Source organism: Rubrivirga sp. (genome assembly GCF_049648075.1).
In the GTDB taxonomy this organism is placed as follows: domain Bacteria; phylum Bacteroidota; class Rhodothermia; order Rhodothermales; family Rubricoccaceae; genus Rubrivirga.
The window spans coordinates 1-17,538 of the sequence record NZ_JBARYR010000452.1 but is presented as its reverse complement, the minus strand read 5'-3'; the positions used below and the strand labels follow the sequence as shown (position 1 = coordinate 17,538).

The following is a 17,538-nucleotide window of genomic DNA, read 5'->3' as shown; positions in this document are numbered from 1 at the left end:
GTCCCGAAGGTGACCGAGTGGTCCGCCGTCCCTACGCTGAAGGAGAAGGACCGCGTCGTGCGCACGGGCGGCGGGGAGAGGCCCACAGCATCGCGGCCTTCCGGGTCGTCGCCGTAGGAGTTCGGTCCACGGTCGCCATCGAGGATCATCAACAGGAACACGATCAGAGCGCCGACGAACGGGACGAGGCCGAACAACAGCATCATCCAACTCTTGTTCGTGTCGTGGAGCCGCCGGATGGCGATGGCGAATCCCGGCACAATGGTCCCGAGCGAATACGCGGCGAGAGCCAGAGACGCGAAGGGGAACAGCTCCGTCAGATTCCCGCTGGAGGCGAAGATGGTCACGAACCACAGGCCGACGAGAACGACACTGTGGATGAGCGTGAACGTCCAGTACTCCCGGCGGCTGGCGCGGCCTTCGACGTCGGCGTAGTGGTCGAGGAGGACGCTGAGGTACGTGGACATCGGGAACGAGAGTGGTGCTCTCTCCCTACGGCAACCGGTGCATCACAGGACCAGATGCATAACACGTTGCCCGCATTGAGGTAACGATCCCATGATGCCGAGGGGCAACCTTGTCCGTCCCCCCCGGATGACACGTATGGCCTCCTACCGGACGATTTTCCTGTCGGACCTTCACCTCGGGATGCGTGGCTGCCAAGCCGAGCGCGTCCTCGACTTTGTCCGCGCCAACGACGCCGAGCGCTGGGTTTTGGTCGGCGACATCGTGGACGGGTGGGCGCTGGCGCGGTCGTGGAGCTGGACGCAGGCGCACAACGACGTGGTCCAAAAGCTGCTTCGAAAGGTGCGGAAGGGTGCCGAGATGGTCTACGTGCCCGGCAACCACGACGGCGCGGCGCGGCAGTTCGCGGGCCTGACGTTCGGCGGGATCCTGGTCCAGCGCGAGTGGCGCCACACGACGGCCGACGGCCGCACGCTCCTAGTCTTGCACGGCGACGAGTTCGACGGCGTCGTCCGCCTGGCGCCCTGGCTCAGCAAGGTCGGCGCCCGTGCCTACGAGCTGTCGCTCGCGCTCAACACGGTCGTCGCCGGCGTGCGCGAGCGGATGGGCAAGCCCTACTGGTCGCTCGCGGCGGCCCTAAAGGATCGCACGAAAAAAGCGCTCCAGTACGTCGGCCGCTTCGAGGACGCCGTCGCGGCCCTTGCCCTCGAGCGCGGCGTCGATGGCGTCGTGTGCGGGCACATCCACCGGCCGGAGATCCGCACCATCGAGGTCGATGGTGCCCGGACCCTCTACGCCAACTGCGGCGACTGGGTCGAGAACTGCACCGCGCTCGTCGAGCACTGGGACGGCCGCCTCGAGGTCGTCCGCTGGATCGACGTCTTGGCGTCCGGCGACGGTGCCGACCGCGGCCTCGAGGTCGACCTCGACGACGTCTCCTTTAAAGTGCCGGGGGTGTCGGTATGAGGGCTGCCCGATCGCTGCGCGTCCTGTTCGTGGTCCAGGGCGAAGGCCGAGGCCACCAAACCCAAGCGCTCGCGCTCGCGCCGATGCTCCGCACGCGCGGTCACAAGGTGGTCGGCGCCATCGTCGGCGTGGGGCGGTGGGGCGACGTCCCGACGTTCTTTCGCCGTGGGCTAAACGCGCCCGTCGAGACCGTCGAGAGCCCCGGCTTCGTGTCCGGCGACGACGGGCGGATCCGGCCGGCCTCGACGGTGGCGAAGGCAATCCGCGAGGTGGGACGGTACCGAAGGAGCCTGGACCAGATCAGCCGCACGATCGACCGAGTCGAGCCCGACGTGATCGTCAACTTTTACGAGGGGTTGATGGGCGCCCACACCCTGTTGCGAGTCACCGACGCGCCTGTGGTCGCCGTCGGGCACCAGTTCATGGCGTCCCAGCCGGGGTACCCGAGCGTCGCGGGGCAACCGGCACAGCGGGTCGCGATGAACGCCTACACGCGGCTGGTCGCGGCCGGCACCACGTCCCGCCTCGCGCTCTCGTTCTACGACGCCGAGCACGCGACGGCCACCGTGACGCCGCCGCTCCTGCGGTCCAGCCTGTTCGCCCTCGAGGGCAGACCGACCGACGGCTCGATCCTGGTCTACCTCATGGACGGCTCGATGGCCCCCGACCTGGTCGCGTGGAGCGACCGCAACCCCGGCGTTCGCATCCACGCGTTTTCGTCCTCGAGGCCGCACGAGCACAGTACAGCGCTCACGTTTCACGGCCTGAGCGGGACGGCGTTCTTGGAGCGGATGTCCGTCGCGCGTGGCGTCGTCTGCACGGCCGGCTTCGAGACGGTCTCGGAGGCGATGTGGCTCGGCGTTCCGGCCCTGATGACGCCCACGCCCGGCCACTACGAGCAGCGCTGCAACGCCGTCGACGCGGCGGCCTCGGGTGCAGGAGTCATGTCGGACACGATCGGCCTGGACCCGTTGCTCGACGCCCTCGAGGCCGAGCCGCCCGACCCAGCTTCGTTCCGGCGCTGGGTGGGCCGGGCCGGGCCGATCGCCGTAGGTGCCGTCGAGGACGCGGCGGGACTGCCGCAGCTGCCACCGTCTGCGGGAGATGGCGCGGTCACCGGCCTCGAGGTCGACGCGCCAGCGGTGAGGGCGGCCCCGGCGTGAAGGGGGCGTCGCCGAACAGGTCGGCGACGCCGGACCACAGCGCCCTCTACGTCCCGATCGGCGACGCCGACAGGCCGATCGGATCCGAGCTCTTGGGGTTCGGGCCGTACTCGTTCGGACCGTGATCGCCCTCGATGATCATGAAGTAGAGGACGATGAGGCCGCCGATGACCGGGACCAGACCGGCGAGGAGAAACCAACCGCTTTTGCCCGTGTCGTGGAGGCGTCGGACGGCGACAGCCAGGCCAGGGACCAGCACGACGAGTGCGTAGAGCACGTATGCGATCACGCCCAAGAGCCCGAGCGTTTCGGAGACGGCGCCAAGGACGGCGGTAACGATCGCGATTCCGACGATGATTACGACGTTGAACAGCGTAAACATCCAGTACTCTTTCCGACGAGCACGTCCGTTGAAGTCTGCGTAGTGATTCTGGAGGACGTCGAGATACCATTCCATGAGTTTTGGAGGCTAGGGGAAGGTGAGGGGACATAAAGACATACGGGATCCCCGCGAGATCGGGGTCACGACGAGCAGCCGCCTCGAGCGAGAGCTTCCCCCTCTCCACGGTATAGCGCTCCACGGCGTAGCGACGGTTCGAGCGGCTCCTACAGCGGGCGTCTTCGACGGCGGTCCGGTCACCTCTCTCGAGGGCTGTCCGCTTCGTGCTCCGGCCCGATTACTGCCCGTTGCCGTTCGCGTTGCTCGCGTTCATCCGGGTCGTGATGTCCTCGTCGTCGATTCCGGTGACCTCGACGCGGTACCACCAAGAGCCATTCGAGCATTCCGTATCGAGGGCGTTGATACGGAGCCGGTTGGACTGCGGGAACAGCTTGAGGCACGTGTACTCGGTCCGCAAGATGATCTCTCTCGCACCCTGGGTGCCTGTGGGCTGGAGACCGATGTCGCCGAGCGTGAACTCGCTAAAGTCGTTCTCGGCAGACCCGGCACCGCCGCCCATCGTCTCGGCCGTCATCTTCCAAGCTTGCGCCTTCGAAGCCAGGTCCACCATCAGGTTGGCGGTCTGGTCCTGGCGGAACTTGCGCTGGTTCTCGTTGAACGCGCTGACGCCCACGACAACGGCAAGCCCGACCATGACAATCCCGAGAACGAGGAGGAGGAGTTGCTGCTGACCCATGATGCGAGGGAGATAGACGAGGATCGCCGTCGCAGGGAACATGCCACTGGGTTCTATCCCGCCCCGGCGGCGTACAAACCATGACATCGCGCATGCCTATTCGCTGCGAGGCCCGCGATCGACGGACTTCTGGATCTCTCCGACGGGTACCTTCTCGCACGCCCCTGCACTCTTTCGACCCGTGCCTGACGCCCTCCTCCCGCAGTCCCTCCCCGGCGACCTCGAGGTCACGCCTGCCCTCGCGACGGAGCACGGCCTGACCGATGAAGAGTACGCCAAGGTCCAGGAGATCCTGGGTCGCGTGCCGACCTACACAGAACTCGGGATCTATTCCGTGATGTGGTCGGAGCACTGCTCCTACAAGAACTCGATTGCGCTGCTGAAGACGCTGCCCCGCGACGGCGAGAAGCTGCTCGCTGCGGCCGGCGACGAGAACGCCGGACTCGTGGACATCGGGGACGGGTTGGCCGTCGCGTTCAAGATCGAGAGCCACAACCACCCCTCGGCCGTCGAGCCGTACCAGGGCGCGGCGACGGGCGTCGGCGGGATCCAGCGCGACATCTTTACGATGGGCGCCCGACCCATCGCGTCGCTCAACTCCTTGCGGTTCGGCTCGCTCGAAAACCCTCGTGTCCGGTTCCTGTTCGACGGTGTCGTGCGCGGGATCGGCGGCTACGGCAACTCGTTCGGCGTGCCTACGGTCGCGGGCGAGGTCGTGTTCGACCCGGCCTATGAGGGCAATCCGTTGGTGAACGCGATGTCGGTCGGCATCGTGAACGTGGGCGAGACCGTTAGCGCCACGGCGGAGGGCGTCGGTAACCCGGTCTTTATCGTGGGCTCGGCGACGGGCCGCGATGGGATCCACGGAGCCACGTTCGCGTCGGTCGAGATCTCGGAGGACTCCGAGGCCAACCGGCCCAACGTCCAGGTCGGCGACCCGTTCATGGAGAAGCTGCTCTTGGAGGCCAGCCTTGAGGCCATCGCAACCGGCGCGGTCGTCGGGATGCAGGACATGGGTGCGGCCGGGATCACGTGCTCGTCGAGCGAGATGAGCGAGAAGGGCGGCGTCGGGATGGACATTCAGCTCGACCGGACGCCCCAGCGCGAGACCGGCATGACGCCCTACGAGCTACTGTTGAGCGAGAGCCAGGAGCGGATGCTGATCGTGGCCGAGAAGGGCCGCGAGAAAGAGCTCGAGGACGTGTTCGAGAAGTGGGACCTCCACGCCGTCCAGATCGGCGTGGTGACCGATACGGAGCACGTCCGCGTGTACTGGCACGGTGACTTGGTGGTCGACATCCCGGCCGAGAGCCTAGTGTTGGGCGGCGGCGCGCCCGTCTACCACCGCGAGACCTCGAGGCCGACGTACCTCGACGACACGCAGTCCGCCGACCTCGAGGCGGTCCCCGACCTCGAGGACGACTCCGCTCGCGACGCCCTCGTTTCGCTGATGGGCGCGCCCAACGTGGCCTCGAAGCGCTGGGTGTTCGAGCAGTACGACACCGAGGTCCGCACCAACACGGTATCCGGCCCCGGCCCGACCGACGCAGCCGTGGTGCGCTTGAAGGGCACCGGCGGGGGCGGACCGGAGCGCGGCCTGGCGATGAAGACCGACTGCAACGGGCGCTATGTCTACCTCAACCCGCGCCGCGGCGGACAGATCGCCGTCGCCGAGGCGGCCCGCAACGTGGTCTGCGCCGGTGGCGAGCCGCTCGCGGTGACCAACTGCCTCAACTTCGGCAACCCGTACAAGCCCGAGGTCTACTGGCAGTTCACCGAGGCTGTCGGCGGGATGGGCGACGCGTGCCGCGCCCTCGGCACCCCGGTCACGGGCGGCAACGTGAGCTTCTACAACGAGAATCCCAGCGGCGCCATCTTTCCGACGCCGACGATCGGGATGGTCGGTCTCGTCGAGGACGTGGAGGCGCACACCACGACCGCCGCGTTCCAGTCCGCCGGCGACGTGCTGGTCCTGGTCTCGCCCTCGACGTGGCAACACACGGGCGGCATCGAAGGGAGCGAGTACCTCTCGCACGTCCTCAACCGGACGACCGGTGACGCGCCACACCTCGACCTCGAGGAAGAGAAGACGGTTCACGCGACGGTGCTAGCCGCAATCCGCGGCGGCTTAGTCCGCTCCGCGCACGACGTCTCCGACGGCGGCCTGGCCGTGTGCATCGCCGAGAGCTGCGTGTTCTCCGACCTGGGCGCCGATGTGTCCCTCGACCTCGAGGGCCGACGCGACGCGGTCCTGTTCGGCGAGGCTCAGAGCCGCGTCGTGCTCAGCGTCGCGCCGTCCGACCTCGAGGCCGTGCAGGCGCTCGCCGCAGAGCACGGCGCGCAGGCGACCCGGATTGGTACGGTCACGGACGGGCCGTTGCGCATCGAGGCCGGGGTCGCCCTCGAGGTCGAGGTCGCGGATCTGGCGCGGCCGTACAACACGGCGATTCCTGAGGCGATGGGCGAGGCCGTCGCGGCGGTCTAGACTCGGGCACACACCCGACTCCCCGCGGCTATGAGCGCTTGCCCCTTCTGCCGGATCGTTGCAGGGACCGCGGAAGCGGCGGTGATCCTCGAAACTGAGGCGGCGGTCGCTTTCCTTGACTCAGCTCCTGCGTCTCCGTATCACGCGCTCGTAATCCCGAAGCGCCACGTCTCCGATCTGTTCGAGGCCAGCGTTGAGGACGTGGCTGCAGTCGCAGCCGCCACGAAAGCTGTCGTCGACCTGTACCGAGACAAGCTTGGGCTGGAAGCCGCTGAGGTCAGCAGCCATTCCGGCTCCGCCGCACAGCAAGCCGTCTTCCACCTGCACGTCCACGTCGTTCCGCGATTCACCGGTGATGGCCAAGACACTCACTGGAAAACATCGGAAGCGACGCTGGAGGAACGACGGGCGTTGGCATCGACGCTAAGGTGACGCCTCGTGGACCCCGACCTCAGAGAGTCAGGTCGAGTCCGGGAGAGACAAGACGCCCTCGAGGTCGGCCCTACATCAGCGCTGGCTCCGCCACCTGCCCATCGCCCGCGACGTCCTCGAGGCCGCGCGGGAGCGTCACCGTGAACGTCGTTCCGACGCCGAGCTCGCTCTCGACCTCGATGGTCCCCTCCATCTCCTCGATGAGCCGCTGCGTGATGGTCAGGCCCAGCCCCGACCCTTCGTGGCTCCGACCGAACCCCTCGGACACCTGACGGAACGCCGCGAACAGGCGCGGCAGGAACTCCTCCGAGATGCCCACGCCCGTGTCCTGGACACGGAGCGCGACCCGGTCGTCGTCGGCCTCGAGGCCGATGGTGATGCCGCCCGTCGTGGTGAACTTGATGGCGTTCCCGACCAGGTTCGTCAGGATGCGGCCGACGGCGTCCACGTCTAGGAACGCCATCAGCGCGTCGGGCGCGTCGACCTCGAGGGCGAGCCCCCGTTCGCTGGCGAGGGGAAGGAGCAAGCACGCGACGTCACGGACCTCCACGGCGACATCGGCGACGGACGGGTTGAGGGCGTGCTCGCGGGCGTCCAGGGCGGCCAGGTCCAAGATCGAGTTGAGCGTCGTGAGCAGGCGTCGCCCACCGGACTCGATGCCCTCGACGAGGTCACGCTGATCGGCATCGACTTCGTCGTGGAGCAGTTCTGCGAACCCGATGACGGCCGTCAAGGGCGTTCGGATCTCGTGGCTCATGTTCGCCAGGAACGACGACTTGAGGCGCGCCGCGTCTTCCGCCTCCCGTCGCGCTGCGATCAACTCCTGCTCGTAGGCGCGGCGCTCGTCCACGTCGCGGCCGAGTGAGAGTGCCCGCGTCGCGTCGTCGATGGTCGCGATCTGGGACTCGACCTCGAAGAGGCGCCCGCCCGCATACTTCATCCGTAGGTCCGAGCGTGCGATGCCGTTCTCGGCCAAGGCCTCGAGGTGCGCACGAAATGTGGGGTGGTCCTCGTCGGAGACCGCCTCGAAAAGAGGGCGGATGTCCCCCTCTACATCAACCCCGAGGGAGAACCGGGCGGCCTGGTTGCCCTCGACGTTCGTCCCGTCGAGGTCGTGCACGAAGACGGCGTCCGAGGCGCGCTCGACGAGCTGTTGATACCGGTCCTCGGACGCGTGGAGAGCGGCGACACGCCGCCGAACCTGATAGCGAAGCCAGATCGCGAGCCCCACGACCATGATCAACACCCAGAACGTGATCAAGGCCGCCCATCGGTAGACGGACGGCGACACCCCGACCATCTCGAGGTCGTCCTGGGAGCGCGGATAGATCTGGTGCGAGTCCGTGAACGGCGCCGACCGGTCGTACTGGCCGGCGACTCCGGTCACACGAACGCGGTCCCCGGCCTCGAGGTCGTCGAATGAGACCGGCTGCGGCTTGCCTCGAAACGCGAACGCGACGACCAGGGACATGTCGTCGAGCGAGATCATCAGGGCCTGGCCGGCCGTCACGCTACTGACCCCGACCACGGTGCCTTCCGCCTCGACGAGTCGCCCCTCGAGGATGTCGGCGTCGGCCGGATCGTACGGGCGGGCCGACGGGGGCGGCCCACCGCCCAGGTGCTCGGCGCTCGAGGCCGAGACGAACGCGACGCCAGCGTAAAAATCCAGAGTCCCAGTCAGAACCAGACGGTCACCGGCCACGATCGGGCGTCCAGACCGGACGCCGTCCTCGAAGCGGACCGCGAGACCCGCCGTCTCGTCCTCGATAAACAGCGGAGACCCAAACGACCCGTACGTGCCCTCGTCAACCGTCGCGCGGCCGGCCACGGTGACGGTGTCTCCGAGCGCGTCTGGGACGAAGTCGCCGTTCGCGTCCTCGAGGACGACGGCGATCGACGGGGGGTCGGGTTGCGCGACCACAGAGCCGCCGGCGCACGCTAGAACAAGGAGCAAAAGGGCTCGCATGGAGGCCGGATTACATGAGGACGGGATCCGCGTCGTGGGTCGCTTGGCCGTCCCCAGAGAGGAGCAGGTCGTCGGCGGTGACCTCTCGGGGGAGGGACACTTCGAACAGCGTGCCCTCGCCCTTCTCGCTCCACACGCGGATCTCGCCGCCCATCAGGGTGACCATCCGCTTGGTGATCGCGAGCCCGAGCCCGGTGCCCTCGAAGTCGCGGCCGTGTCCGTCCGATTCTTGTTTGAACGCGACGAACAAGTCGGGCAGGAAGTCCTCCGAGATCCCGACGCCGGTGTCTTGGACCCGGAGGGCGAAGAACGTGTCTTCGGCGTGGAGGGAGATGTGGACGTCGCCGTGCTCCGTGAACTTGATCGCGTTCCCGACCAGGTTGGTCGTGATGCGAGCGAGCGCGGAGTTCGACATGAACACCGGCAACGTCGAAACGGCCGACTGGAGGTGCAGCCCGATCCGCTTCCGCTGGGCGAGCGGTGCGAGGACGGCGACGGCGTCTCGGATCACGACGGCCGCGTCGAGGTGCTCCGGGACGAGCGAGGCCTGCTCCGCGTCCAAGCGCGCCAGGTCCAGGATGTCGTTGAGCGTGTTGAGCAGGCGCTGGCCCCCGGTGTGGATCGAGTCGGCGTACTCGTAGAGCTCGGGTCGGACCTCGGTACGAAGAATGTCCGCGAAGCCCAAGACGGCCGTCAAGGGCGTGCGGACCTCGTGGCTCATGTTGGCCAGGATCGAGGACTGGAGCCGCGCCGCGGACTCCGCGCGCTCGCGCGCGTCGTCGGACGCTGCGATGGCCTGGAGCAAGCCGAGCTCGTAGGCCCGTCGTTCCGCGACGTCTCTGGCGACCGCCACAAACGATTGCCCGCCGCCATCGCGGAGCCGCCGCGTCGCGATCTCATAGGGAGCGAGGGTCCCGTCCGCCTTGTTGAGCTCCAGGATCCCCGACCCCGCGCCTTCTCGGTCGGCATCGGCGAGGTGGCGCGCGGCGTCGTGCTCGTCGGTTGCGAGGTCCGCCAGCCGGACGGTCCGGCCGTCGGGGCGGTTGCCGTAGAGCGTGATCCCGAACGCGCGCTGAGCGGCCCGGTTGGCCTCGACGATCTCGCCGCCGTTCTCGACATCGAGGACCATGACGGCGTCGGCGGCGGCGTCGAAGAGGTGGCCGTAGCGGACTTCGGAGGCGCGCAGTTCCTCGGACCGCCGCCGGACCGTCCGGCGTAGGAGGACCGCCCACAGCAGGGCCGTGACGAGCAGCGCGAACGCGACCAAGGCGCCGTTCCGGTATTCCGTGGGCGAGATCCCCCCGCGGCGCACGTCGTCCTCGACGAGCGGCGTCACCGTGTACGACCGGTCGAAGGGCGGCTCGAGGTCGGACTGGCCCGCGATGCCTCGGACACTGATTTGGTCCCCTAGCTCGACGCCCTCGAAGGAGACCGGCGACGGCCGGAGCTTGTGGGAAATGACCTGCACCAGGTCCGTGCCGCTGATCAGGACCAGGAGCTCGCGGCGGGAGTTGGCGTCGATCTCGATGACCCGACCGGTGATTTGGACCAGACGCCCCTCGTAAGCCTCGAGGTCGGGTCCCGACCCTCCGCCGACTCGGTCGGCGACCTCGAGGTCGCTAGTGGGGACCTTGACAGGCGGGCCGTCGATCGTCCGGATGGCCGGCGCGGCCATCTCGACCATCCCTTCTCGGAAGCTGACCTCGCCATAGACCATGACGCTGTCACCCGTCAGGACGGCGTCTCTGTCGGGGGGGAGCATGAGGCGGAGCCCGCCGGTGGCATCCTGGATGTAGATCTCGATCTGGTCGGCGCGCAAGACGCCGGTGCCGGCACTCACCCGGCCGGCGACCAAGGCCACGTCGCCGATTCGGTCAGGGACCGTGTCGCCGTCGGAGTCGGCGTGGAGCGTCGAGATTGCCTGCGGCGTCTCGGTCCAGTCGGGTGGTGGGATCTCGGTCTGGGCCACAGAGAGCCCTGCCGTGGCCCACAGGGACACGAGCAGAGCAAACCAGGAGACGGAGAGACGGGAAGAGACCACGCCGGAAGGGTTGACCCATGAGGTATCGGTCGGGAGGCCGCACCCTATAGGGCCGCCGTGCGACGGTGAGTAGCTTCTCCGACCTCGACGTAAGGCGTGGCAGGCCGCACGGCGTCTGGTCGTGTTGAACCGCGGTCCAACACGGCCGTATCCCACACTCACTCCCTCTGATCTCATGTCCTCCTACATCACCGGCACCGACGCCAACTTCGAGGCCGAAGTCCTCGGCACCGACCAGCCCGTCCTCGTCGACTTTTGGGCGACTTGGTGCGGACCCTGCCGCACGATCGCCCCGACCATCGAGGAGCTCGCAGCGGAGTACGACGGGAAGGCGAAAATCGTCAAGCTCGACGTCGACAACAACCCGCAGACGGCGATGAAGTACGGGATCCGCTCCATCCCCTCCCTCCTGTTCTTCAAGGACGGGAAGCCCGTCGACCAGATGGTCGGCGTGGTGCCGAAGAAGGTGCTCGCTGAGAAGCTCGAGACCTTGGCCGCGCAGACGGCCTAGAGCCCTCGGCCGTTCGCTTTCGGGGGCGTCGTCAGCACTGGCGGCGCCCCCTCGTTTCACATCGCCACCATGTCTGACTCCCGCACCCCGCTTCCCGCCGACCTCGACTGGAGCTCCGCCGAACGCCGCGCCGTCGTCATCGTCGGGACCGGCCCGGCCGGGCTGACGGCCGCGCTCTACGCCGCTCGTGCCGGCTTGGAGCCCTTGGTCATTCAAGGACCCGCGCCCGGCGGCCAGCTCACGACCACGACCGACGTCGAGAACTTCCCCGGCTACCCGGAGGGCGTGATGGGGCCGGACATGATGGTCGACATGGAGAAGCAGGCGACCCGGTTCGGGACCGAGCTCCGCTGGGGCACGGTCACGCACGTCGATCTGTCGGGCGCCCTCGAGGACGGCTCCGCAGGACACCGCCTGGTCGTCGACGAGACGACGCCGGTCGTGGCGAGCGCCGTCATCGTGGCGACGGGCGCGAGCGCGAAGTACCTCGGCCTGGAGAACGAGAAGCGACTGCTGGGGCGCGGCGTGAGCGCGTGCGCGACGTGCGACGGCGCGTTCTTCCGCGACGAGGAGATCGCGATCGTCGGCGGCGGCGACACGGCGATGGAGGAGGCCCTCTTCCTGACCCGCTTCGCCTCGACGGTCCACGTGGTCCACCGGCGCGACGCGTTCCGGGCCAGCCAGATCATGCAGGACCGCGTCCTGGGCCACCCCAACGTGACGGTCCACTGGAACACGGTCGTGACCGACGTCAAGGGCGACGACGCCGTGACCGCGCTCGCCCTCGAGGACACCAACACCGGCGAGACGCGCGACCTCGAGGTGACCGGCTTCTTCGTCGCCATCGGCCACAAGCCGAACACCGACATCTTCGCCGGCTGGCTCCCGATGGACGACGCGGGCTACGTCCAAACGCACGCCGACTCGACCTGGACCGATGTCGCCGGCGTATTCGTCTGCGGCGACGCCCAGGACCACGTCTACCGGCAGGCCGTGACGGCGGCGGGGACGGGGTGCATGGCGGCCATCGACGCCGAGCGCTGGCTCGCGGAGCAGGACGTGATCGAGGACGTGCGAACGGAGACCGAGTACCACGCGGCGCCGGCCGAGAGCAGCGAGACGGGCGAACCGGTCGAGGCCTAGAGTCGGCTGCGCCGGCGTGACCGCTCTCGAGGCCGTCGCCCGTCGAGATGTCGGCCGGCCGCGTCGAGGACGACGGACTGGAGGCAACCCGTCGGGGGGCGTACCCGAGCCTGGACCTTGCCCCACGGCTGCGGATGCCGGTGGTAAATCGGAGTGTCGGGCGGAGCCCCCGGGCCGCCCTCACGGCTCTCGAGGTCGAGGATCACGATGCCGCCCCGGAGTTGCGGCGACCGTGACTCCCGAAGGTGGACCTCGAGGGCGTCTCCGACCCGGTCGACGTGGAACGGGAGCGACGCGATCACGCGATCGAGGGCGTCGCTCGTTGGAGAGGCAGGAGTCGAGCACATGGCGAGTAGGAGCTGAGAAAGGGCCGGGTTCGCACGCCGAGAGCAGGGCCGGATCGCTGAACGGTCTCCTCGAGCCCACACCGAGTCGCGTCCTCGAGGTCGGCCCTAGCTTCCGTCGTCCTCCGACCCGACCTCGATGCGCTCCATCGTCGCTGCCTTCGCCGTCCTCGCATTCGTGCCTGTGGCCCCTGCCCAGGTCGCGAGCCGCCTGGCTGACCTGCGACTGTCGACCGCCGTCCGCCTGGCGCTGGTCGACGATGATCGGACACGCCCGCTCGACGTCGAGGTCGCGGCCTGGCAGGGCGCCGTCGTGCTCGCGGGCCGCGTTCCATCGCCCGATCAGTCCTCGGTCGTGGCCGTCGCCCGCTCGGTGCCCGGCGTCCGGACGGTGAGCGGCCTGGGCGCCGGCGACGGTCCGAGTGGCCCCGTCGTGACCGTCCCCGATCGTCCTCGACCGAGTGACTCGTCCTCGAGGCCGGCGAGCACCGATCGGGTCGTCCACACCGTCGAGCGTGGCGACACCGTCTTCGGGCTCGCCCGCCGCTACGGCACGACGGTCGGGGCCATCCTCGAACTCAACGGGACAGTCTCGACCTCGATCCAGATCGGACAGCGCCTGCGCGTGCGCTAGGCCTCGAGGTCGCGTTGGCCGCGGACGCCTTCGGACCGGGCGGGCTCGTCGCCGTAGATCTCGCTCCGCTCGAACAGACGGAACAGGTTGGCCGGCGTGCCGCGCCCTTGACGGCCCTGGCGGAGCACCTGAAAGTGCAGGGGGCAGCATCCGTCTCGCATTGCCCGTGTTGCCGACCGTCCCGAGCACGTCGCCCTGGCGCACCATCTGCCCGACCTCGCGGCCGAGGGTCGCTGCTCTCGGTCCGTCCTCGAGGACGGTGGACCTCCGCACGCTCTCCGTCCTCGAGGGCGCTACCCTCTCACGAGCGCCTTGACCACGAACAGCGCGTTCTCCTTGCGCTCGCGGATCCGCCGCGAGAAGTACGGGAGCCACTCCGTCCCGTACGGCACGTAGACCCGCATCCGGTACCCGTCCTCGACGAGCTGTCGCTGCGTGTCCGGGCGGAGCCCGTAGAGCATCTGAAACTCGAACCCGTCCCGGTCGATGCCGCGGTCGTCCACGAACTGGCGGACGGCGTCGATGAGCTGGTCGTCGTGGGTCGCGATGCCGGGGTATCGGCCGTCGGTGAGCAGCTTCTTGGCGTGCTGACGGTAGTGCCAGCGGACCGTCGGCATGTCCTGGTACGCGATCGAGGACGGCTCCTTGTACGCTCCCTTGCACAGACGGACGCGCGCATCGAGGTCGCACATCCGGGCGGTGTCCCCCGCCGTCCGGTGGAGGTATGCCTGGAGGACGGTCCCAACGTGGTCGGGGAAGTCGGGGTAGACGGCCTCGAACAGGTCGAGCGTCGACTGGGTGACGTCCGTCCCTTCCATGTCGAGGCGGACGAACAGGTCGGCGTCGCGGGCCTGCGTCAGGACGGCGCGCAGGTTCTCCTCGCACAGGTCGCGGTCGATCACCTGCCCGATCATGGACAGCTTGATCGAGATGCCGACGGCCTCGGGTGCGGCTCCCCTATCGTCACGGTGGCTGGCCAAGCGCTCGATCAAATCGCTGTAGGCTCGCGCAAACCCAGTCGCCCGGCCGCGGTCGTGGACGTGTTCGCCGAGCAAGTCGAGCGTAATGAACAAGCCGTCATCGAGGAGCGGGTCGAGCGCCGGGAGCGCAGCCTCGAGGGTCTGGCCGGCGACGAAACGGCGGGCGAGGGCGAAAGGAAGCGTCATGTGGAGCGCGGAGCGGCGCACGGTTCGCGCTAGCTACCCCGCTCCCGCGTCGTGGTTCGCGCGGGAGCGGGCATTGCGGAACGGTCTGTGCATTGTGTACGGATGTCGCTCTGCGCGCTCTTAAAGCCATCTTCCACTCGACACCGTTACCAAACGACCCGGCGTGACGTCCACTTTCACCTTCCGACCCGGATTCTCCGACACCGTCGACCGGTGGATCGACTCGGACCGTCGTCCACAAGGCGCCGCGGCTGAGCGTCGGGCACGGATCGTGGTGGTCGGCGGGTGGTTCTCTCTCGTGGGCTACACGGGGCTCGTCACGGCGCTCGGGGTCGGAGGCGCTCCGGGGATTGCGTTGCTCGAGGGTCTGGTCTCTTTGTCTGTGACAGTGCTCGCTCTGTGTGTGGTGCGCTGGGGAGGCCGCATCGAGGCCGCGGCGTGGATCCTGACCATCAACCTCGCGGTCACGCCGCTCGCCCAGGCGTCCCTCGATCTGGGCATCCGCGATCCGGCGTTGGCGCTGACGGCCCTGGCGCCTCTGGCGGGGGCCTTGACGTCGGGGCCACGACTGGCTGTGGTTGGCGGCGTGGTGGGGGTGCTCGGGACCATCGGCCTCTACTTGCTCCACGCGACCGGTCACGCGGTCGTCCCCTACTCGACGCCGGACGACGCGGCAGCGTATGCCATCGTGATCGTAGCCGCGGCTGCGGCGCTGTCCGCGTCTGCGGGAGCCATCTACGCACGGCATACCGGCCAACAAATTACGCGAGCCGAGGGCGAGAGCTCTCGGCTCGACGCAGCCCTGCGGGCCTCGGAGCAGCGGTACCGGTCCCTCTTCGACCACCTCCCGGTCGGGATGTACCGGACCGCCGCCGACGGCCGAATCCTGCTTGCGAACCCGGCTCTCGCACGCATGGTCGGTGCTGAGAGCGTGGCCGCTGCGCGCGGATACAACGCGTCCGATTTCTACGCCGACCCCGCCGACCGCGCACGGTTCAGCGAGACGGTCATTCGTGAGGGGGCCGTCCGAGGGTTCGAGACCCGGTGGCGACGTCCCGATGGCCAGCTCCGCTACGTTCGAATCGACGCTCACGCGGGCCTCGACGACAACGGGCAGCCGATATTCTTCGAGGGGTCCGTCGAGGACATCACGTCCGAGCGCGAAGCGCGCATCGCGCTGCACCGCAGCGAGGCCCGCTTCAAGGCCCTCGTCCAGCGCTCGTCTGACGTGGTCGTCGTGGCCGACCGGGAGGACCGACTGACGTACGTCAGCCCGACCGTGTCGGACCTGCTAGGCTTGCAGCCTGAGTCGCTCATCGGGCACGTTCTGACGGAGCTCATCCACGCGGCCGACCTCGAGGACGCGAAGGTTTTTCTGGCTCAAGCTCAATCCGGGAAGGCCCCGTCGCAGGTCGAGTTCCGTCTTCGCCACGCGGATGGTCACGAGGTGTTTGTCGAGGGGGCCGCCACGGCGCTCTACGACGATCCGGCTGTCAACGGCTTGGTGCTCAACCTGCGAGACGCCACCAACCGCAAGCGGGCCGAGGCCGTCTTGGTCCACGCCAAGCAGCAGGCCGAGGAGGTGGCCGCGATCAAGAGTACGTTCATCGCCAACATGAGCCACGAGATCCGAACGCCGCTCACGGCGATCCTCGGCTTTGCGGACGTTCTGGGGGAGGAGGTCGAGGACGAGACGCAGTCCGAGTTCGTCGGGCTGATCGCCCGATCGGGCAAGCGGCTGATGGACACGCTCAACTCCGTCCTCGACATCGCGCGCTTGGAGGCCGAGGGCGGCGAGCTCGCCAAGGAGCGGATCGACGTGGGCGACCTGATCCGAGAGACGGCCGAGATGTTCGGTCCGGCAGCGGGCGAGAAAGGCCTCTCCGTGCACGCGGAGGTCCCACCCGGTCAACATGCCGTGATCGCCGACGAGGGTGCGCTCCTGCGCGTCCTGCACAACCTGATCGGAAACGCGCTCAAGTTCACCGACGACGGGTCCGTCACGCTCGGTGTCCGAACGGAGACGATCTCGAACGGTCCACGCGTCATCGTCACCGTCCTCGATACGGGGATCGGCGTCGACAAGGAGTTCCTGCCGCGCATCTTCGGGGCGTTCGAGCAGGAGTCGGCCGGCGAAGGCCGGCGGTATGAGGGGGCCGGGCTCGGCCTGTCGCTCTCCCTCGGGCTCGTCGAGCAGATGGGTGGGAGCATCACGGTCGACAGCGAGAAGGGGGTCGGCACCGAGTTCACGGTCTCGTTTCCGGCCGCTGAGACTGCGAACGGCCCCGACACGAGGCCACTCGTCCTCGTCGTGGACGACGACGAGCACGCCCGCCGCATCGCCGCCCACTCGCTGTCCAACGTCTACCGCGTCGCCATCGCGTCGAGCGGGGAGCGGGCACTCGACGCCCTCGAGGCCGAGCGGCCGTCGGCGGTCGTGCTCGACATCCACCTGGGCATGTCGATCTCGGGGGAGGACGTCATGCAGCAGCTCCGCGACATCCCGGAGTTTGCAGGGCTCCCCATCGTCGCCGTGACGGCGTACTCCCTGCCGGGAGATCGCGACCGGTTCCTGGCCGCGGGGTTCGACGAGTACCTGACCAAACCCTACGAGCGAGCCGACCTGGTCGCGGTGGTCCAACGAGCTCGGGAGGCCCGGTCTCAAACCGAGCGTGCCCCGGGCGGCGGCGTCTACGTGTCGAAGTCCGACGTGCGTGCTGATCCGGCTCCCACAGTGCGCCCTCAGCCAAGCGCGTCGTAGAGCGGAACCCGGCGTCACGGGTGCGGTGCCACCGGCCCCTCCCCGCGTCCCATGCGCCTCGCCATCATCGGAGCCGGCCCCGCCGGGCTCGCCGCCGCCCACGCCCTCGGTTCCGACTCCGGATCCCGTCCGGGGCCGGCTCTCGAGGTCGTCGTGTTCGAAAAGAGCCGCGGCGTCTCCGGCCGCGCCGCTACGCGCTGGCGCGACGCCGCCGACCTCGAGGGCGAGCCGTTCCGCTGGCGCTACGACCACGGCGCGCAGTACGCGAGCCCCGAGCCCGACAGTTCGTCCTCGAGGTTGCTGCGTGACGTCTTGGGAGGCGATC

16 protein-coding genes and 1 pseudogene are annotated in these 17,538 nt (G+C 68.5%); 9 read left to right on the top strand and 8 right to left on the bottom strand.

Annotated features, from left to right (window positions below):
* A partial coding sequence (locus tag WBA11_RS12975; protein ID WP_424521100.1) for a DUF805 domain-containing protein occupies positions 1-467 on the bottom strand: 467 nt, incomplete at its 3' end.
* Between the two features lie 127 nt (positions 468-594).
* On the opposite strand from WBA11_RS12975, the gene WBA11_RS12970 reads away from it, so the two are divergent.
* Both WBA11_RS12970 and WBA11_RS12965 read left to right on the top strand, forming a co-directional pair.
* Complete coding sequence (locus WBA11_RS12970) at positions 595-1,431, top strand: UDP-2,3-diacylglucosamine diphosphatase (RefSeq protein WP_424521099.1); 837 nt, start codon at positions 595-597, stop codon at positions 1,429-1,431.
* The gene (locus WBA11_RS12965) at positions 1,428-2,594 is read left to right on the top strand and encodes a glycosyltransferase family protein (protein ID WP_424521098.1); all 1,167 of its coding nucleotides are present in this window, start codon (positions 1,428-1,430) and stop codon (positions 2,592-2,594) included. Before WBA11_RS12970 ends, WBA11_RS12965 begins: the two co-directional genes overlap by 4 nt.
* Before the next feature lie 46 nt (positions 2,595-2,640).
* On the opposite strand, the gene WBA11_RS12960 is transcribed toward WBA11_RS12965, so the two are convergent.
* Positions 2,641-3,051, bottom strand: a complete 411-nt coding sequence (locus WBA11_RS12960; RefSeq protein ID WP_424521097.1) for a DUF805 domain-containing protein — start codon at positions 3,049-3,051, stop codon at positions 2,641-2,643.
* A 220-nt stretch (positions 3,052-3,271) separates the two neighbouring features.
* Entirely contained in the window at positions 3,272-3,730 is a 459-nt protein-coding gene (locus WBA11_RS12955) for a hypothetical protein (protein WP_424521096.1), read from the bottom strand.
* 181 nt (positions 3,731-3,911) lie between these two features.
* Here WBA11_RS12955 and purL point away from each other — a divergent pair, with 181 nt between their 5' ends.
* Positions 3,912-6,215 carry a phosphoribosylformylglycinamidine synthase subunit PurL gene (gene purL, locus WBA11_RS12950; protein ID WP_424521095.1) on the top strand — a complete coding sequence of 768 codons (2,304 nt, stop codon included), beginning with the start codon at positions 3,912-3,914 and terminating at the stop codon, positions 6,213-6,215.
* A 21-nt stretch (positions 6,216-6,236) separates the two neighbouring features.
* Positions 6,237-6,647: pseudogene (locus tag WBA11_RS12945) on the top strand (HIT family protein); the annotation flags it as partial.
* Positions 6,648-6,717: 70 nt separating this feature from the next.
* On the opposite strand, the gene WBA11_RS12940 reads toward WBA11_RS12945, so the two are convergent.
* Both WBA11_RS12940 and WBA11_RS12935 read right to left on the bottom strand, forming a co-directional pair.
* The gene (locus WBA11_RS12940; protein ID WP_424521094.1) at positions 6,718-8,613 is read right to left on the bottom strand and encodes an ATP-binding protein; all 1,896 of its coding nucleotides are present in this window, start codon (positions 8,611-8,613) and stop codon (positions 6,718-6,720) included.
* A 10-nt stretch (positions 8,614-8,623) separates the two neighbouring features.
* Complete coding sequence (locus WBA11_RS12935) at positions 8,624-10,582, bottom strand: ATP-binding protein (RefSeq protein WP_424521093.1); 1,959 nt, start codon at positions 10,580-10,582, stop codon at positions 8,624-8,626.
* 247 nt (positions 10,583-10,829) lie between these two features.
* On the opposite strand from WBA11_RS12935, the gene trxA reads away from it, so the two are divergent.
* Both trxA and trxB read left to right on the top strand, forming a co-directional pair.
* Positions 10,830-11,165 (top strand): thioredoxin, encoded by a 336-nt coding sequence (gene trxA, locus WBA11_RS12930; RefSeq protein ID WP_424521092.1) that lies wholly within the window; start codon positions 10,830-10,832, stop codon positions 11,163-11,165.
* Between the two features lie 69 nt (positions 11,166-11,234).
* A complete protein-coding gene (gene trxB / locus WBA11_RS12925) occupies positions 11,235-12,308 on the top strand; it encodes a thioredoxin-disulfide reductase (protein WP_424521091.1) in 1,074 nt (357 codons plus the stop codon).
* Here trxB and WBA11_RS12920 read toward each other — a convergent pair.
* The gene (locus tag WBA11_RS12920) at positions 12,305-12,655 is read right to left on the bottom strand and encodes a hypothetical protein (RefSeq protein WP_424521090.1); all 351 of its coding nucleotides are present in this window, start codon (positions 12,653-12,655) and stop codon (positions 12,305-12,307) included. The genes trxB and WBA11_RS12920 overlap by 4 nt on opposite strands.
* A 136-nt stretch (positions 12,656-12,791) precedes the next feature.
* Between WBA11_RS12920 and WBA11_RS12915 the strand changes: the two genes are divergently transcribed.
* Complete coding sequence (locus WBA11_RS12915; RefSeq protein WP_424521089.1) at positions 12,792-13,286, top strand: LysM peptidoglycan-binding domain-containing protein; 495 nt, start codon at positions 12,792-12,794, stop codon at positions 13,284-13,286.
* Here WBA11_RS12915 and WBA11_RS12910 read toward each other — a convergent pair.
* Both WBA11_RS12910 and WBA11_RS12905 read right to left on the bottom strand, forming a co-directional pair.
* Entirely contained in the window at positions 13,283-13,447 is a 165-nt protein-coding gene (locus WBA11_RS12910; RefSeq protein WP_424521088.1) for a hypothetical protein, read from the bottom strand. The genes WBA11_RS12915 and WBA11_RS12910 overlap by 4 nt on opposite strands.
* A 132-nt stretch (positions 13,448-13,579) precedes the next feature.
* Positions 13,580-14,452 (bottom strand): proline dehydrogenase family protein, encoded by an 873-nt coding sequence (locus WBA11_RS12905; protein WP_424521087.1) that lies wholly within the window; start codon positions 14,450-14,452, stop codon positions 13,580-13,582.
* A 163-nt stretch (positions 14,453-14,615) separates the two neighbouring features.
* On the opposite strand from WBA11_RS12905, the gene WBA11_RS12900 reads away from it, so the two are divergent.
* Both WBA11_RS12900 and WBA11_RS12895 read left to right on the top strand, forming a co-directional pair.
* Entirely contained in the window at positions 14,616-17,213 is a 2,598-nt protein-coding gene (locus WBA11_RS12900) for a PAS domain S-box protein (RefSeq protein ID WP_424521086.1), read from the top strand.
* Between the two features lie 51 nt (positions 17,214-17,264).
* Positions 17,265-17,538 (top strand): NAD(P)-binding protein (locus WBA11_RS12895; RefSeq protein WP_424521085.1); only part of this gene is annotated, 274 nt, incomplete at its 3' end.

Bases quoted from the DNA above. Each gene is read 5' to 3' on its own strand.
- WBA11_RS12970 (WP_424521099.1), top strand. From the start codon at position 595: ATGACACGTATGGCCTCCTACCGGACGATTTTCCTGTCGGACCTTCAC.
- WBA11_RS12905 (WP_424521087.1), bottom strand. From the start codon at position 14,452: ATGACGCTTCCTTTCGCCCTCGCCCGCCGTTTCGTCGCCGGCCAGACC.
- trxB (WP_424521091.1), top strand. From the start codon at position 11,235: ATGTCTGACTCCCGCACCCCGCTTCCCGCCGACCTCGACTGGAGCTCC.
- WBA11_RS12955 (WP_424521096.1), bottom strand. From the start codon at position 3,730: ATGGGTCAGCAGCAACTCCTCCTCCTCGTTCTCGGGATTGTCATGGTC.
- WBA11_RS12965 (WP_424521098.1), top strand. From the start codon at position 1,428: ATGAGGGCTGCCCGATCGCTGCGCGTCCTGTTCGTGGTCCAGGGCGAA.
- WBA11_RS12910 (WP_424521088.1), bottom strand. From the start codon at position 13,447: ATGCGAGACGGATGCTGCCCCCTGCACTTTCAGGTGCTCCGCCAGGGC.
- WBA11_RS12915 (WP_424521089.1), top strand. From the start codon at position 12,792: ATGCGCTCCATCGTCGCTGCCTTCGCCGTCCTCGCATTCGTGCCTGTG.
- WBA11_RS12960 (WP_424521097.1), bottom strand. From the start codon at position 3,051: ATGGAATGGTATCTCGACGTCCTCCAGAATCACTACGCAGACTTCAAC.
- WBA11_RS12940 (WP_424521094.1), bottom strand. From the start codon at position 8,613: ATGCGAGCCCTTTTGCTCCTTGTTCTAGCGTGCGCCGGCGGCTCTGTG.
- WBA11_RS12920 (WP_424521090.1), bottom strand. From the start codon at position 12,655: ATGTGCTCGACTCCTGCCTCTCCAACGAGCGACGCCCTCGATCGCGTG.
- trxA (WP_424521092.1), top strand. From the start codon at position 10,830: ATGTCCTCCTACATCACCGGCACCGACGCCAACTTCGAGGCCGAAGTC.